Source organism: Proteus sp. G4380 (genome assembly GCF_963885725.1).
GTDB lineage: Bacteria > Pseudomonadota > Gammaproteobacteria > Enterobacterales > Enterobacteriaceae > Proteus > Proteus mirabilis.
Genome location: NZ_CAWPAV010000148.1, coordinates 1 through 15,948, shown reverse-complemented (window position 1 = coordinate 15,948; position 15,948 = coordinate 1). Strand labels below are relative to the sequence as shown.

General features: G+C 39.9%; 16 protein-coding genes and 1 tRNA gene. 7 read left to right on the top strand and 10 right to left on the bottom strand.

Annotated features, from left to right (window positions below; genetic code table 11):
- A partial coding sequence (locus AACU98_RS13375) for a 2-hydroxyacid dehydrogenase (protein ID WP_161734896.1) occupies positions 1-858 on the bottom strand: 858 nt, incomplete at its 3' end.
- Positions 859-1,161: 303 nt separating this feature from the next.
- Between AACU98_RS13375 and AACU98_RS13370 the strand changes: the two genes are divergently transcribed.
- Both AACU98_RS13370 and dauA read left to right on the top strand, forming a co-directional pair.
- Positions 1,162-1,249, top strand: a tRNA-Ser gene (locus tag AACU98_RS13370).
- 574 nt (positions 1,250-1,823) lie between these two features.
- Positions 1,824-3,524, top strand: coding sequence for a C4-dicarboxylic acid transporter DauA (dauA, locus tag AACU98_RS13365; RefSeq protein ID WP_004242694.1), 1,701 nt, complete (start codon positions 1,824-1,826; stop codon positions 3,522-3,524).
- Between the two features lie 80 nt (positions 3,525-3,604).
- On the opposite strand, the gene AACU98_RS13360 is transcribed toward dauA, so the two are convergent.
- From AACU98_RS13360 to hemA, 8 genes are all read right to left on the bottom strand, one after another.
- Entirely contained in the window at positions 3,605-4,129 is a 525-nt protein-coding gene (locus AACU98_RS13360) for a hypothetical protein (protein WP_004247966.1), read from the bottom strand.
- Positions 4,126-4,404, bottom strand: a complete 279-nt coding sequence (locus tag AACU98_RS13355; RefSeq protein ID WP_004247964.1) for a type II toxin-antitoxin system TacA family antitoxin — start codon at positions 4,402-4,404, stop codon at positions 4,126-4,128. The genes AACU98_RS13360 and AACU98_RS13355 overlap by 4 nt, the downstream gene beginning before the upstream one ends.
- Before the next feature lie 77 nt (positions 4,405-4,481).
- A complete protein-coding gene (locus tag AACU98_RS13350) occupies positions 4,482-5,411 on the bottom strand; it encodes a TIGR01212 family radical SAM protein (protein ID WP_004242691.1) in 930 nt (309 codons plus the stop codon).
- A 7-nt stretch (positions 5,412-5,418) separates the two neighbouring features.
- A complete protein-coding gene (gene kdsA, locus AACU98_RS13345) occupies positions 5,419-6,273 on the bottom strand; it encodes a 3-deoxy-8-phosphooctulonate synthase (RefSeq protein WP_004242689.1) in 855 nt (284 codons plus the stop codon).
- A 57-nt stretch (positions 6,274-6,330) separates the two neighbouring features.
- Positions 6,331-7,146: an invasion regulator SirB1 gene (gene sirB1 / locus AACU98_RS13340; protein WP_017827238.1), complete on the bottom strand. Its 816-nt coding sequence runs from the start codon at positions 7,144-7,146 to the stop codon at positions 6,331-6,333.
- The gene (prmC, locus tag AACU98_RS13335) at positions 7,124-7,972 is read right to left on the bottom strand and encodes a peptide chain release factor N(5)-glutamine methyltransferase (RefSeq protein ID WP_004247962.1); all 849 of its coding nucleotides are present in this window, start codon (positions 7,970-7,972) and stop codon (positions 7,124-7,126) included. Before prmC ends, sirB1 begins: the two co-directional genes overlap by 23 nt.
- Positions 7,972-9,054, bottom strand: coding sequence for a peptide chain release factor 1 (gene prfA, locus AACU98_RS13330; protein WP_004242680.1), 1,083 nt, complete (start codon positions 9,052-9,054; stop codon positions 7,972-7,974). Before prfA ends, prmC begins: the two co-directional genes overlap by 1 nt.
- 28 nt (positions 9,055-9,082) lie before the next feature.
- Positions 9,083-10,345 carry a glutamyl-tRNA reductase gene (hemA, locus tag AACU98_RS13325; RefSeq protein WP_004242677.1) on the bottom strand — a complete coding sequence of 421 codons (1,263 nt, stop codon included), beginning with the start codon at positions 10,343-10,345 and terminating at the stop codon, positions 9,083-9,085.
- A gap of 239 nt (positions 10,346-10,584) precedes the next feature.
- Here hemA and lolB point away from each other — a divergent pair, with 239 nt between their 5' ends.
- The 3 genes from lolB to prs all read left to right on the top strand — a co-directional run bounded on the left by lolB (position 10,585) and on the right by prs (position 13,131).
- Positions 10,585-11,223 (top strand): lipoprotein insertase outer membrane protein LolB, encoded by a 639-nt coding sequence (gene lolB / locus AACU98_RS13320; protein ID WP_004242669.1) that lies wholly within the window; start codon positions 10,585-10,587, stop codon positions 11,221-11,223.
- Positions 11,220-12,095 (top strand): 4-(cytidine 5'-diphospho)-2-C-methyl-D-erythritol kinase, encoded by an 876-nt coding sequence (gene ispE, locus AACU98_RS13315; RefSeq protein ID WP_049201005.1) that lies wholly within the window; start codon positions 11,220-11,222, stop codon positions 12,093-12,095. The genes lolB and ispE overlap by 4 nt, the downstream gene beginning before the upstream one ends.
- An 88-nt stretch (positions 12,096-12,183) precedes the next feature.
- The gene (prs, locus tag AACU98_RS13310) at positions 12,184-13,131 is read left to right on the top strand and encodes a ribose-phosphate diphosphokinase (protein ID WP_004242665.1); all 948 of its coding nucleotides are present in this window, start codon (positions 12,184-12,186) and stop codon (positions 13,129-13,131) included.
- Positions 13,132-13,368: 237 nt separating this feature from the next.
- On the opposite strand, the gene ychH is transcribed toward prs, so the two are convergent.
- Positions 13,369-13,647, bottom strand: coding sequence for a stress-induced protein YchH (gene ychH, locus AACU98_RS13305; protein WP_004242663.1), 279 nt, complete (start codon positions 13,645-13,647; stop codon positions 13,369-13,371).
- A 344-nt stretch (positions 13,648-13,991) separates the two neighbouring features.
- Between ychH and pth the strand changes: the two genes are divergently transcribed.
- Positions 13,992-14,576, top strand: a complete 585-nt coding sequence (gene pth / locus AACU98_RS13300) for an aminoacyl-tRNA hydrolase (RefSeq protein WP_004242660.1) — start codon at positions 13,992-13,994, stop codon at positions 14,574-14,576.
- Positions 14,577-14,767: 191 nt separating this feature from the next.
- Positions 14,768-15,859, top strand: coding sequence for a redox-regulated ATPase YchF (ychF, locus tag AACU98_RS13295; protein ID WP_004242658.1), 1,092 nt, complete (start codon positions 14,768-14,770; stop codon positions 15,857-15,859).
- The last annotated feature ends 89 nt before the right edge of the window (positions 15,860-15,948 follow it).

The following is a 15,948-nucleotide window of genomic DNA, read 5'->3' as shown; positions in this document are numbered from 1 at the left end:
TGCAATATCTGGAATAGTAAAAGCAGCAATATGCGGTGTAATAGAGATACGAGGATGAGTCCAAAACGGATGCATACCCGGTAATGGCTCTTGGCTAAATACATCTAAAGAGGCATCAGCAATATAACCTTGATCGATAGCTTCTAGCAGATCTTGATCAACAAGATGTGCTCCCCTTGCCAAATTAATTAAATAAGAAGAAGGTTTAAGCTGTTCAAAAAGCGAGAAATTTAAAATACCATGAGTTTGTGGTGTATAAGGTAATAGATTGATTAACAACTGACACTCTTTAACAAAATCGCTCAGTTGATCGTTACCATAAAAACTCTCTACCTGATTAATTTGCTTTTTACTACGACTCCAGCAACGCACGTTAAAACCAAGTTCAGCAAGCTTAGTCGCTACACTTGCGCCTAATGCACCAGCACCCAAAACACCAATAACAAAATTATCATAAGTATGTGCGGGGAGTTGTTTCCATAAGCGTTGTGATTGTTGACGTTTATAATCATCCATACGGCGAAAATAATACATCACTTTAGCAATGGCATACTCTTGCATTTGCAAACCCATACCCGTGTCTTCTAAGCGCATTACCGGAACCCCAGCGGGTAATGTGCCTGGTTTTTGTTGCTCTTGCTTTAAAATGGCATCAACACCCGCACCTAGTGCAAAAATACCTTTTAATTGGTTACGGCTTGCTAACATTTCATAGGGAGGAAGCCAGACCATTGCATAATCAGCAGGCTTATCATCACCATGCTCCCAAACACGAATATGCGCGTCAGGAAGTCGTGCTTTCATTCCACTTATCCATGTATTTGCATCAAAAAAAGGATGATAAAAAATAATATTCATTTTTGCCTTCCTCCAGCATTTTTACCATAGGGTGCGAGGGTTATGCTTTTATTTCAAGTCTGTTTGAAAAAGTTGTTAAGAAAAATGTTGATAATGTTAACCAGCTAACGAAATTTAGCTAAAAAATGGATGTTACATCTCAAAAGAGATCACATTATTTGCTTAAGCCTTGTTCATATTGTTTTTTATTTGACTGGTTGGCACAAAAGTTAAGGAAAAAACGCATTTAGCTGTTGACGCTTATCACTCTTTTCCCTATAGTAGCGCCCCGTTGAGCATGAATGCCATGTTTAACCACAATACGGTGAGATGTCCGAGAGGCTGAAGGAGCACGCCTGGAAAGTGTGTATACGGCAACGTATCGAGGGTTCGAATCCCTCTCTCACCGCCATATTCTAAGAAAGCGCCTAGTTAAAAAAACTAGGCGTTTTTTTTTGTCTTGCTGTCCTTAATCTATACAGCATCTATACAGCGACAACGTTCTGCTTGCTACCAGTACTAAAATTGTAATAATAAATTTATTGTAATTGTTTTTATATACGTTGCTATTAACCTATTCTAGATACTTAATTAGTCTATTTAATAAAAATGCTCTTTTTCATATACACTAATTAGCTTTATTTATAGAATTGTTTTTTCCTTTATTTTATAAAATACTTTTTAGCTATTTTTATGCATTACTATTTTTAATGACAATTATTCTAAAATAAAACGCTTTATATAATTTATAGAATAACGTCAAACTTCTTTTTCATGAAAGTAACAGAATAAATACAATACGTTACATAACGTTATCTCTTTTGCTTAAGTTTTTCAATTAATTGCTTTAATTTTCGCTAAGTATTAAGATAGTGTTTAATAATTTGATATATCACATTATTATTAGCAAATAAAAGCGATATCCTTTCTACTCTTTTTTATCGCCTTTATTCGGCATTTGACTTCTTATTTTGGTTTAAGCCTAAATGAAAACGCATAAAGTTAACCGGGTTCGCCCCTTTAGTGCATTTATTGATGCATGTGTAAAAGAGCCTTACTCTTTTGCCCGTTTATTAAAAGATATTATTGCAGGGATCACCGTCGGCATTATCGCAATACCACTAGCAATGGCATTGGCTATTGGTAGCGGTGTTCCCCCGCAATACGGTCTTTATACCGCAGCTATTGCCGGTATTATTATCGCTGTAACAGGTGGCTCTCGCTACAGTGTTTCAGGGCCTACTGCCGCCTTTGTGGTGATACTTTATCCTGTTTCACAACAATTTGGTTTAAGTGGGCTATTAATTGCCACTTTGATGTCTGGGATTATTTTAGTGGTTATGGGATTAGCTCGTTTTGGTAAGCTCATTGAATATATTCCCGTTTCTGTCACATTAGGATTTACTTCGGGGATTGCCATCACTATCGCCACCATGCAGATCAAAGATTTCTTTGGCTTAGAAATGTCGCATGTCCCAGAAACCTATATTGATAAAGTGATTGCTCTTGGTGCCGCTCTACCGACAATCCATCTTGGAGATACATTAATAGGTGCAACCACTCTCTTAGTATTAATTTATTGGCCTAAATTGAATTTACGTCTTCCCGGCCATTTACCAGCATTAATTGCCGGTACGGCTGTTATGGGGATAGTTAACTTATTTGGCCATGATGTTGCCACCATTGGTTCACAATTTAGCTATCTATTGCCTGATGGTTCAACAGGACAAGGTATTCCGCCGATCCTGCCACAATTTGTGCTACCGTGGAATTTACCCAGTAGTGGTGAGTCTATTGCATTAAATTGGAGCACGGTCAGTGCGTTATTACCCGCCGCTTTTTCAATGGCAATGTTAGGTGCGATTGAATCACTCCTCTGTGCTGTAGTGCTTGATGGTATGACGGGGAAAAAACATCACTCTAATGGTGAGTTAGTCGGTCAAGGTATTGGTAATATTGTAGCGCCTTTCTTTGGTGGGATCACCGCAACTGCGGCTATTGCCCGCTCAGCGGCAAACGTACGTGCCGGTGCAACATCCCCTGTATCTGCGATTGTGCACTCTTTATTAGTTTTAGTAACTTTACTGGTCTTAGCGCCTTTTCTCTCTTATTTACCATTAGCAGCAATGTCTGCATTGTTATTAATTGTTGCATGGAATATGAGTGAAGCTCGTAAAGTTATCGATCTTATTCGTCATGCACCAAAAGACGATATTATCGTTTTAGTATTATGTTTATCGCTTACTGTGCTGTTTGATATGGTTATTGCGATCACTATCGGCATTGTATTAGCCTCTTTATTATTTATGCGTCGTATTGCTAATATGACGAAAATAACAGAATCAACTTATACTGATGATGATAAACAATTATTAGTTGTGCGTGTTAATGGTCCGCTATTCTTTGCTGCCGCCGAGCGTATTTTTAATGAATTACGTGAACGTAGTAAAGGATATAAAACTCTTATTATGCAGTGGGATGCAGTACCTGTATTAGATGCTGGGGGATTACATGCTTTTCAACACTTTGTGGCGGATGTGCAACATGATACTCATATTATTGTTTGTGATATTCCCTTCCAGCCATTAAAGACATTAGCAAGAGCACGAGTAACGCCAATTGATGGCACACTTAATTTTTATCCTTCGCTACAAAAAGCGCTGGATGATATGGAATTAATTCAGTAGTTTTTTAATTATTAATTATAAAAATCTTTAAGCCCTTAATTTACACTATTTAATTAAGGGCTTAATTATTAAGTTATTATTTATATTTTATTTGCCATTGAAAGTGCAGTATAAATGGTTTTAAAGGAAATTAATAAAGAAAGAGGGGTATCTAATAATGGTATTGCCCCGTAGCTAATATACCAATTAGCGACTCGTTCATTTTTAGCATCTATAAGTAAAGCAACGCCTCCCAATTCACTAGCAACGGAAAGACAACGCCTTCCTGCTGCAAGCAATAATTGCCCACCCAAACCTTTTCCTTGAACGGATAGATCCGTAGCTAGTCGTGCAAGTTTAAAAACAGGGATATCATGACGCGCTAAGCCATGTTTGATCAATTCGGGCGTTCTTTCGAACTCAATAGAAGCAGGACATAAGCTGTAATAACCTAATATAATATTATTACTATTATTGATAGCTAAATATGTTTTCGCACTACCATTCTCATGATTTTGTCTTGCATGGCGATACAGAAATTGGTTTAGTACTGCATCGCCACAATTAAATCCATTTCTATTATGTTTTTTACTGATCGCTTCTTCGTGCCAATTTGGTATTGTCATGCATTGTCCGGTAGAGCAAAAGCCGCTGCAAGTAGTTTAGCATTAGGCTTTGGTGGATTATCTAAAAGTTCCATAACACGTAATGTGTCTTTTTCTGATAATTTTAAACGCTCATTATTTTCAATAACTTGCCGAGCTACAGGTACAATATTACGAAGTACAAACTCTGTTAAGTTTGTATTTTCCAAACTAGCAGCACGAACCAGCAGTGATTTATCTTCTGTAGTGATACGAATTGACACTCGTTCACTGTTTTCTACTAGTGCTTGAGCCATAGCAACCTCCTTTGTACAGCTTCAAAGCGTACAGTATGATTAAAAAAGTTACAAGTGATTTTATGTTGAGTGGATAATTATTTACAATTAGCCACAAAAGGCTTATTTATCCCACTACCTTGTACGCCTTTCTCTAATAAGTATTGATAGAGTGCATTCATACCCAACCAGTGATTTTCACACCATTCAGGGGCTAATAAAGTAGGTTTTCTGGCACTGGCACAAACACGATGATAAATAACTTCTGCAGGAGTATGACGGATTATTTCACCAGCAGTATAAACATATTGTTGTTGTGTTAATGCACTAATACGCCCTGCTTTCCATGCTTTGGCTATCGTACTCCCCTCAACTATGTGTAAAGGGTGTAATTTTAGTCCATCAACACCGGTTTCTACTACCTGCTCTAAGGTTTGCATATTTAACTGATGATCTTCACGAGGTAAACCGATAATAAGATGCGTACACACCTTTAAACCTCGGCGACGCGCTTCTTTTGTGGTTGCTTGATAACATTGAAAATCATGACCACGATTAATATGCTTTAATGTCTTATTATGTGCAGTTTGTAATCCTAACTCTAACCATACTTCATAACCTTGTTCGCAATAGCCTTGCAGTAGATCTAACACACTGACGGGCACACAATCAGGGCGTGTTCCCACACATAATCCAACCATATTGGCTTGTAATAATGCACTTTCATACATTTTTCGTAGATGTTCTACTTCTGCATAGGTACTAGTATAGGCTTGAAAATAAGCTAAATAACGGCGAGCACGGGTAATATGCTTAGCTTGGTAGGCGATTTGCTCTTCAATAGAGTGATATTGCGTTTGCTCATCAGCAAAAGAAGAGACATTGCAAAATGTACACCCTCCTCGTCCTAATGTGCCATCTCGATTAGGACAACTAAAACCACCATGAAGGGTTATTTTGTGGATTTTTTCATGATAACGGCGCTGGAGATCAGCGCCGAACATATTCACTACAGTGTGTAGTTGCATAACAAGTTTATTTACTGGTATCTAACTCAGGGAAGCTTTTTACCAGAGAGTCAATCGCTTTAATTTGAGCTAAGAAAGGTTCTAATTTAGCTAATGGTAAAGCTGATGGGCCATCACAGCGGGCATGATCAGGATCGGGATGAGCTTCAAGAAATAACCCTGCCAGACCCACTGCCATACCTGCACGAGCTAACTCAGCGACTTGTCCACGACGACCACCAGAAGCCGCACCGAATGGATCACGGCATTGTAGTGAGTGGGTAACATCAAAAATCACTGGAGCCCCTTCTGAGGCTTGCATCATGACATGAAAACCTAGCATATCGACCACTAAATTATCGTAACCAAAATTACTACCACGGTCACATAAAATCACTTGGTCGTTACCGCCTTCTTTAAATTTCTCGACGATATTTCCCATTTGACCAGGGCTAACAAACTGTGGCTTTTTCACGTTAATTACAGCACCCGTTTTAGCCATTGCCTCAACCAAATCGGTTTGACGCGCTAAGAATGCCGGTAGCTGAATAACATCAACGACTTCAGATACAGGCTGAGCTTGTGAAGGTTCATGAACATCCGTGATAATTTTTACCCCAAAAGTCTCTTTTAGCTCTTGGAAAATTTTCATTCCTTCATCAAGACCCGGTCCACGATAAGAGTGGATAGATGAGCGGTTTGCTTTATCAAAAGAGGCCTTAAATACATAAGGAATATCTAATTTTTGAGTAACCGTGACGTAATGCTCACAAATACGCATGGCTAAATCGCGCGATTCCAATACATTCATGCCACCAAAGAGCACAAAGGGTAAATTATTTGCTACCTTGATATCACCAATACTCACCACTTTATGTTGCATATCTATTCCTATCTTATTTTGCCATGTACCGTTATATACCCAGTACGGGATTAAATTTTAATGTAAAACAACAGGATGCTGTTCTATTGAATGAATTTGAATTTTAATCATCTCTGAAATGGGATCTTCCGGACACTGTTCAACAAAGTAGTTAAGGTCAGACAATGCCACATGATTACACTCTAATTGAGCATAAATCAGCCCACGATCACGTATTTCATAGGGATCTTCTGGATCAAACAATAACACCGTTTCACTGGTCTTAAGTGCCTGCTCCATCTTCTTTTCTTCCATTAAAGAGACTTTGAGTGTATCTAATAACTTGCGAATAATAGAACTGTGTTCTGACTCTTCTAGATCGGATGCTGATAGCTCAGATGTACTGCCTACATTACCTTTTAGCCAAACGTCTAAAGTATGACGAGAAAGATATTCACCATTAATGGGATTTAAGAAAAGTGGTTTTTCATTCGGAATATCTATTCTGATAATTAACTGTGTAGGAAAAATAACTGGCGCTAACGGTAAATTTATTGCCTGTGCGATATAAATTAAAATGGAACCTAATGACACAGGTGAACCAATATGAGTGGCCAATACTTTATCTAACCATAACGTATCAGAAAGACAATATTTGCCACTTGCACCACTGAAATGCCATTGTTTATAAAATAGCTTCAGCAGTGCATCAATTCTCTCTTGTATACTGGCTTGGTGGGGAATTTCCGCTTCTGCTTGCTCCACCAGCTGTGCCAATTGATAGCCAACTGAAGTGACTGGAAAATCTGGGCGAATTGCCTGAGAGATAAGGATCATACCCTTAACCAAAGGGGCTTTGTTAAATTCGTAATCAGCTATGGTTTCTATCATCATTCCAACGACCTACTGTCACTCGCTCATTACCGCCGTAATCACGGAAAGTTTCCACGCAGCAGTAACCCTTATCAATAAAAATATTACGTACTCTTTCACCTTGTTGCCAACCATGCTCTATTAATACCCAACCGTTATTAGCTAAAAACTGACGGGCATTTGTAATAATAAGCTCAATATCAGCAAAACCATGATCTGCCGCGACCAATGCGGTTAATGGCTCAAAGCGAACGTCTCCTTGAGAAAGATGTTCATCTTCTTCATCAATATAAGGAGGATTGCTGATTATCATATCAAATTGATAGCCAGAGAGTGAACTAAACCAGCAACTTTCCATAAATTCTACGTTGCTAAGTGCCAAATGTTGTGCATTTTCTGTCGCTAATGCTACCGCTTCTGGTTGAAAATCAACACCAAGGACACGACAGTCAGAACGTTCCGAAGCTATCGCTAAGGCAATAGCCCCTGTCCCCGTACCTAAATCTAAAATTCGACTTGCTTGTGCAGAGAGTTTCTCTAATGCTTTTTCAACTAGACATTCGGTATCAGGCCGAGGGATAAGTGTTGCAGGAGAGACTTTTAAAGGTAGTGACCAAAATTCTCTCTCTCCTACTAAATAAGCGATAGGCTCGCCCTTTATACGTCGAGCAAGGAGGGATGACAATTGCACTAGTTCATCTTCTAAAAGTACAGTTTCACTAAAAGCAATCAAATAAGTACGAGCACGTTTTGTTACGTGCCCTAATAGAATTTCTGCGTCCCGCTTTGGGCTGTCACTATCAATTAATTGCAAGGCTGCTTGATGCAGCCATTGTTTATAATTCATTAATCTTGCTCAGATAAAGCGGATAGCTGATCGGCTTGATATTCAGTGACAATAGGTTGAATAAGTGCATCTAGTTTACCTTCCATCACCTCATCTAACCGGTAAAGCGTAAGGTTTATGCGATGATCCGTCACGCGACCTTGTGGGAAATTATAAGTTCTAATACGATCAGAACGATCTCCTGAACCTAATAAGTTACGGCGTTCAGATGCTTCGGCTTCTTGACGTTTTTGTACTTCGGCAGCACGAATACGCGCACCTAATACTGACATTGCTTTCGCTTTGTTTTTATGTTGAGAACGCTCATCCTGACACTCTACCACAATGCCTGTCGGGATATGCGTAATACGGATGGCCGAATCCGTGGTATTTACGTGCTGACCACCCGCCCCTGATGAGCGAAAAGTATCAATACGTAAATCACTTGGGCTAATTTCAGGTAATTCAGCTTCTGGCACTTCAGGCAATACCGCAACTGTACAAGCAGAAGTATGAATGCGTCCTTGAGATTCTGTTTCAGGCACGCGTTGTACACGATGCCCGCCTGATTCAAATTTCAGTACCCCATAAGCGCCATCACCAATCACTTTGGCAATGATCTCTTTATAACCGCCATGTTCGCCTTCGTTTGCATTCATCACTTCAATACGCCAACGACGTGCTTCGGCATAACGGCTATACATACGGAACAGGTCACCGGCGAAAAGTGCGGCTTCATCACCACCCGTTCCGGCACGAATTTCAAGGAAACAGTTGAACTCATCATCAGGATCTTTAGGTAATAACAGTACTTGAAGTTGCTGTTCTAGCTCCTCATTGACGCTTTGTGCTTCTTTTAGCTCTTCTTGAGCCATCTCTTTCATTTCAGGATCATCAAGCATCATTTCTGCCGCTTCCATATCATCTTGCACTTTTCGCCATTGACGATAACAAGATGTGACATCCGTTAATTGAGCATACTCTTTTGAAAGCGCACGAAAACGCTCCTGAGAGGCAATAACATCAGCTTCTGCTAGAAGTGCTTGAATTTCTTCATAACGCTCTTGTAGAGCTTCCAACTTAGCGACAATAGAAGGCTTCATTCGTAGATTAAGATCCTGTTAGATAAAGTTAATTATGGGTAATACCCAAACTTTCACGTAAGAGATTCAGGCGTTCAATATCACCATCACTGGCAGCCTGTTGAAGAGATTTGGTTGGTGTATGAATAAGGCGATTCATCAACTGATGAGAAAGCTGTTGGATCACTTTTTCTGCATCAGCGCCATTTTGTATCAATGCAATCGCTTTTTCTGCCATTTCTGCACGTAACATTTCTGCACTATCGCGATATTCTCTAATCGCCCCGACAGCACCTTGAGCACGTAACCAATCCATAAATTGGCCACTCTCTTGTTGCACGATATGTTCAGCTTCAATGGCTGCGGCTTGGCGCTGTTCACGGTTATGCTGAATGATAGCTTCTAAATCATCAACACTATAAAGATAAACGTTACTCAGTTTTTCAATATCTTGTTCAATATCACGAGGCACAGCAATATCAACGAGTAGCATTGGTTGATTACGACGTTTCTTTAACGCCCTTTCTACCATGCCTTTGCCAATAATAGGCAACGGACTTGCTGTTGAACTGATCACAATATCCGCTTGAGAAAGTGACTCATCAATATCAGATAAAGTGATAACCTCAGCGTCAACTTCATTCGCTAAACGTTGCGCTCGCTCTTTGGTGCGATTAGCAATAATGATTTTTTTGACTTGATGTTCACGTAAGTGACGCGCCACTAATTCAATCGTTTCACCCGCACCGACCAATAAGATAGTCAATGATGATAATGACTCAAAGATTTGGCGCGCTAAAGTACAGGCAGCAAAAGCGACAGAAACAGCATTAGCACCAATTTGGGTCTCTGTTCTCACTCTTTTCGCAACTGAAAAGGATTTCTGAAACAGACGTTCCAGCTCTGAAGAGAGCGAGTGATAATTTTGAGAATCGGCAAACGCTTTTTTGACTTGCCCTAAAATTTGCGGTTCACCTAATACCAAAGAATCTAAACCACTAGCAACGCGCATCAGGTGGCTCACTGCTTGATTATCTTGATGCCAATAAACACTATTTTTAAGCTCATGAGGCTCAATTTGGTGATACTGACATAACCAACTGATCAGTTGTTCATGGCTATTTTCTTTATCTTCTAGACTCAGATAAAGCTCAGTACGGTTACAAGTAGACAGCACTACACCACCTCTTACAGCAGGTTGCTGTAACAAGTTATTTAAGGCGTCACCCATGGTATCAGGAGAAAAAGAGACTTTCTCACGTAACGCTACGGGGGCTGTTTTGTGATTAATACCTAATGCTAATAACGTCATATCTTATAATTGAGTTATGAATAAATACCGACTCGCGACTTGACTTAGTATAAACCTAAAACAGCGCATTTAGTATGGACTCTTCATTGCCGCCATTCTACTTGATGAACTCTTTCAATAAAAGTGCTTACTTGTATGATAGGCAAATTCAATCGACTATTTAACGAAATATCGTTATATCTTCGCGTTTATGATACGCTTTTTTGCAACAAAGAACGAATGTAAGGAATATCTCAGCTATGCGCTCACGCATTTTTCCAACCAAATCACTTTTGCGTCTCCTTCCGCTAGCTGCGCTGCTACTAAGTGCATGTAATTTAAATAATATACAAACACAAGGTTCAGCGTCAGATAACGATGTTCAATGGCAATCGCGTCAACAAGCATTAAATAAGATTTCACAATATGAGACACGTGGCGCCTTCGCTTACATTGAAGGCACCTATAAAACTTACGCACGTTTCTATTGGCAAGATAAAGATACCGATCGCTATCGCTTACTTTTAACCAATCCATTGGGGACGACAGAGCTAGACTTAAATGTGATGCCTGGTGTGATTGAAGTGACTGATAATGGTGGTAAAAAGTATTATAGTGACAATCCAACTGAAATGATTTATCAGCTCACCGGTATGGTGATCCCTTTAAAAAATTTACGCGCTTGGTTAATTGGTTTACCGGGTGATGCCACGGATTTTGAACTCGATGCAAATCATCTTTTAAAATCAGTTACATGGCCAACCCCAGAAGGTGATTGGGTGGTAACCTACCAATCCTATGATACCGCAATAACACCGAACTTGCCACAGCGCCTTGAATTAAAACAAGGTGAACGCACGATAAAATTAAAAATGGATAACTGGGATATACAGCAATGACACTAAGTTGGCCCTCTCCTGCCAAATTAAATCTTTTTCTCTACATTATCGGGAAACGCCCCGATGGTTACCATAATCTACAAACCTTATTTCAATTTTTAGATTATGGCGATACGCTAACTTTTACGCCCCGTAATGATACGCAGTTAACCATCTTAACCCCCGTTGAAGGGGTTGCAGATGAAGATAATCTGATTATTAAAGCAGCCAAATTATTACGTCAATACTGCCATCAGCACCATATTCCCCTACGCTATCAAGGGGCAGATATTAGTATTGATAAAAAACTGCCCATGGGAGGAGGTTTAGGGGGAGGCTCTTCCAATGCTGCGACAACACTGATAGCCCTTAATTACCATTGGCAAGCAGGCCTAAGCGATGAAACATTAGCCACACTCGGCGTGACGTTAGGCGCAGATGTGCCGGTATTTGTTAAAGGGCATGCCGCTTTTGCTGAAGGTGTTGGTGAAATATTAACCCCGGCATCACCCAAAGAGTGTTGGTATTTAGTTGCTCACCCCGGAATTTCTATCCCAACCCCGACAATCTTCACAGATCCAGAATTAAAACGTAATTCGCCTATTCGCTCTCTGGGCGCATTATTACAGGCTCCGTTTGCAAATGACTGTGAAATGATCGCAAGAAAACGTTTTCGTGAGGTTGAATATCTGCTTTCGTGGCTGTTAGAATATGCACCGTCACGCTTAACTGGGACAGGTGCTTGTGTATTCGGTGAGTTTGAATCGCAAGAGGCCGCTAGTGAAGTGTTAATTAACGCCCCTGAGTGGGTGCACGGATTTGTAGCGCAAGGCGTTAACATTTCCCCTGTGCATTTATTCCGCTCAAGGATACCTGTGTTATTGCACCCGTAACTATGATGTTTACAAACCCTATGTTGATAAACACGTTCTTTACAGGTCAACAATATCTCTCTCTGGACGCAAGCCTGAGGTTTTTCTCGTGCCCGATATGAAGCTTTTTGCTGGTAACGCAACCCCGGAACTGGCTCAACGTGTTGCCAATCGACTCTATACTAGCTTAGGAGACGCTGCTGTAGGTCGTTTTAGCGACGGTGAAGTCAGTGTGCAAATCAACGAAAACGTACGTGGTGGTGATGTTTTTATCATTCAATCAACCTGCGCACCAACTAATGATAACTTAATGGAATTAGTGGTCATGGTTGATGCATTACGTCGAGCTTCCGCTGGTCGTATCACTGCTGTTATTCCTTACTTCGGCTATGCCCGTCAGGATCGCCGTGTTCGTTCAGCCCGTGTTCCTATCACGGCTAAAGTTGTTGCGGATTTCTTATCTAGTGTAGGCGTAGACCGTGTTTTAACCTGCGACTTACATGCAGAACAAATCCAAGGGTTCTTTGATGTACCGGTTGACAATGTCTTCGGCAGCCCGATCCTTTTAGAAGATATGCTTCAAAAAGAATTGGACAACCCTATTGTTGTTTCTCCAGATATTGGCGGTGTTGTTCGCGCTCGAGCTATCGCTAAACTTCTGAATGATACTGATATGGCAATTATTGATAAACGTCGCCCTCGTGCTAACGTTTCTCAAGTTATGCATATTATCGGTGACGTTGCTAATCGCGACTGTATCCTTGTTGACGATATGATCGATACAGGTGGTACATTATGTAAAGCAGCAGAAGCGCTGAAAGAACGTGGTGCTAAACGTGTATTTGCTTACGCGACTCACCCTATTTTCTCTGGTAATGCTGTTGAGAACATCAGAAGCTCTGTTATTGATGAAGTGGTTGTCTGCGATACAATTCCATTGTCAGCAGAAATCAAAGCATTAAATAAAGTCCGCTCATTGACCTTGTCTGGTATGTTGGCTGAAGCCATTCGTCGTATCAGTAATGAAGAGTCAATTTCTGCGATGTTCGAACATTAATTTGTCGATTTAATATCGTACTTTGAGATAATTAAACCCGCTATAGCCTATGTTATAGCGGGTTTTTTGTTATCTTTTTAAGATAAAATATTTAGACAATAAAAAACCCGCGATCACTTTATCAGCGGGTCTTTAGATATGTATTATCTGCATATTAACGACAATGAGTTACTTATTATCTATTCTTACTTTATTATGAATTATGATTTTATCTATATTTTATTGATGCTCACACAGTTATGGATAACGATGATTATCATGGCGACGATAACGTTCGTCATGATTACGCAACCACCAATATCTTTCTGCAACGGTTTCTCTACCACCAATACGAGCCCCTGCTAACCAAACAAGTGCACCAATAAAGATCCCCATTAGCGAAGCATCAGATAAAATATCAGGTAGCCCTAATGGAAAAATATGGCTAAGAAGATTATAACCAAGACTACCGAGCATAAGCACCATACCGATAGCCATCAATAAATTGCCAACGGCAAAAGCATGTTTATATTTCATGTTGCACCTCCAAGCGCGTCGTCAGACGATTCAACACCAAAATACATCGAATAACCTTTTATTCATTGTAGTTATTATAGCCATAAAGACTAAAAAGGTATTGTCGCAGTGATCACATGCTCTGAAAATTATTGACAATTCTTTGCAAAAAATGTGTTTTATTGCTTTTGTAAATCATTTATCGGTGCTAATACGCCTGTTTCGCTCTTTTTGCCCTATAAATAATAAGTATTCTCTCCAAGAAAGATTTCAACAAAATAATCATGACAATCTATTTTGTGCTTCTTGACAGAGAAAGGTAAACTAGATGCTTTCTTTTAAGACGATAACAGTGAAAGGCAATTGTGAGTAAAATTAAACTTATCGTCGGGTTAGCCAACCCCGGTGCTGATTATGCCCAGACTCGCCATAATGCGGGTGCTTGGTATGTTGATTTATTGGCTCAACGTCATCAACAATCTCTAAAAGAAGAGAGCAAATTCTTCGGCTATACCGCTCGTATTAATTTAAATGGTAATGATGTTCGTTTATTAGTCCCTACCACTTTTATGAATTTAAGTGGTAAAGCGGTATTAGCGATGGCAAATTTTTATCGTATTCAACCCGATGAAATATTGGTTGCACATGATGAACTGGATTTACCACCGGGTGTGGTAAAAATGAAATTGGGTGGCGGTAATGGTGGCCATAACGGACTAAAAGATATTCAGAGTAAATTTAGCAATAACCCCAATTTTTATCGATTACGTATTGGGATTGGTCATCCCGGTGATAAAAACAAAGTGGTCGGTTTTGTGTTAGGTAAACCACCAACAAGTGAGCAAAAACTTATTGATGATGCAATTGATGAAGCCCTTGCTTGTACAGATATTCTGATGCGTGATGGTTACGAAAAAGCCATTAATCGTTTACATAGCTTTAAAGCTTAACCCCTATCAATAAAGCTATTGGTGTATCAAATAAGTTAACTGGGCAATGCCATGCCCTTTTCTTTTGCGCAATTAATCCCTGATGATTTAATCAAACAGGGATTTGTTCTATAATAGCGCCAATTTTTTTAACAGCACACAACAGGAGCTCCCCCTTTCCTGTTGTTTTTTATGTGACAAGGTGAACGTTTATGGGATTTAAATGTGGTATCGTCGGTCTGCCTAACGTAGGGAAATCTACACTGTTTAATGCCTTAACTAAGGCAGGTATTGAGGCAGCCAACTTCCCATTCTGTACTATTGAGCCAAATACAGGTGTTGTACCCATGCCTGATCCTCGCTTAGATAAGTTAGCAGAAATTGTAAAACCACAACGAGTGTTACCCACAACAATGGAGTTTGTTGATATTGCAGGTTTGGTTAAAGGCGCATCTAAAGGTGAAGGCTTAGGTAACCAATTCCTTACCAATATCCGCGAAACTGAAGCTATCGGCCATGTCGTGCGTTGTTTTGAAAATGACAATATTGTGCATGTGGCGGGTAAAGTCGATCCTGCTGAAGATATTGAAACAATTAATACCGAATTAGCGCTTTCTGATTTAGATACCTGTGAACGAGCAATGCATCGTAATCAGAAAAAAGCCAAAGGTGGTGATAAAGTTGCTAAAGCAGAGATGGAAGTTTTAGAGAAATGTTTACCGCACTTAGAAAAAGCCGGTATGTTGCGTGCATTAGATTTAAGTGATGAAGAAAAAGCGATTATCCGTTATTTAAGCTTTTTAACCCTGAAACCAACCATGTATATTGCCAACGTCAATGAAGATGGTTTCGAAAATAATCCTTATCTTGATACGGTACGTAAAATCGCTGAAGCCGAAGGCTCTGTTGTTGTTCCTGTTTGTGCTGCTATCGAAGCAGATATTGCAGAGCTAGACGATGAAGAGCGCGAAGAGTTTATGCAAGATTTAGGCATCGAAGAGCCGGGCTTAAACCGTGTTATCCGTGCAGGTTATGCGTTACTCGATTTACAAACTTACTTTACCGCTGGTGTAAAAGAAGTCCGTGCTTGGACAATCCCTGTAGGTGCAACTGCCCCACAAGCTGCAGGTAAGATCCATACTGACTTTGAAAAAGGTTTTATCCGCGCCCAAACCATCTCATATAATGACTTTATCACTTATGGTGGTGAACAAGGTGCGAAAGAAGCCGGTAAAATGCGTGCGGAAGGTAAAGATTATATCGTGCAAGATGGCGATGTGATGAACTTCTTGTTTAATGTGTAATAAATAGCTTTATTATTATTTAGTATTATTCGGTTTTCTTCACGTTTAAATACTAACAAAAGCAGCATAAACTCTACGAGACTTATCGA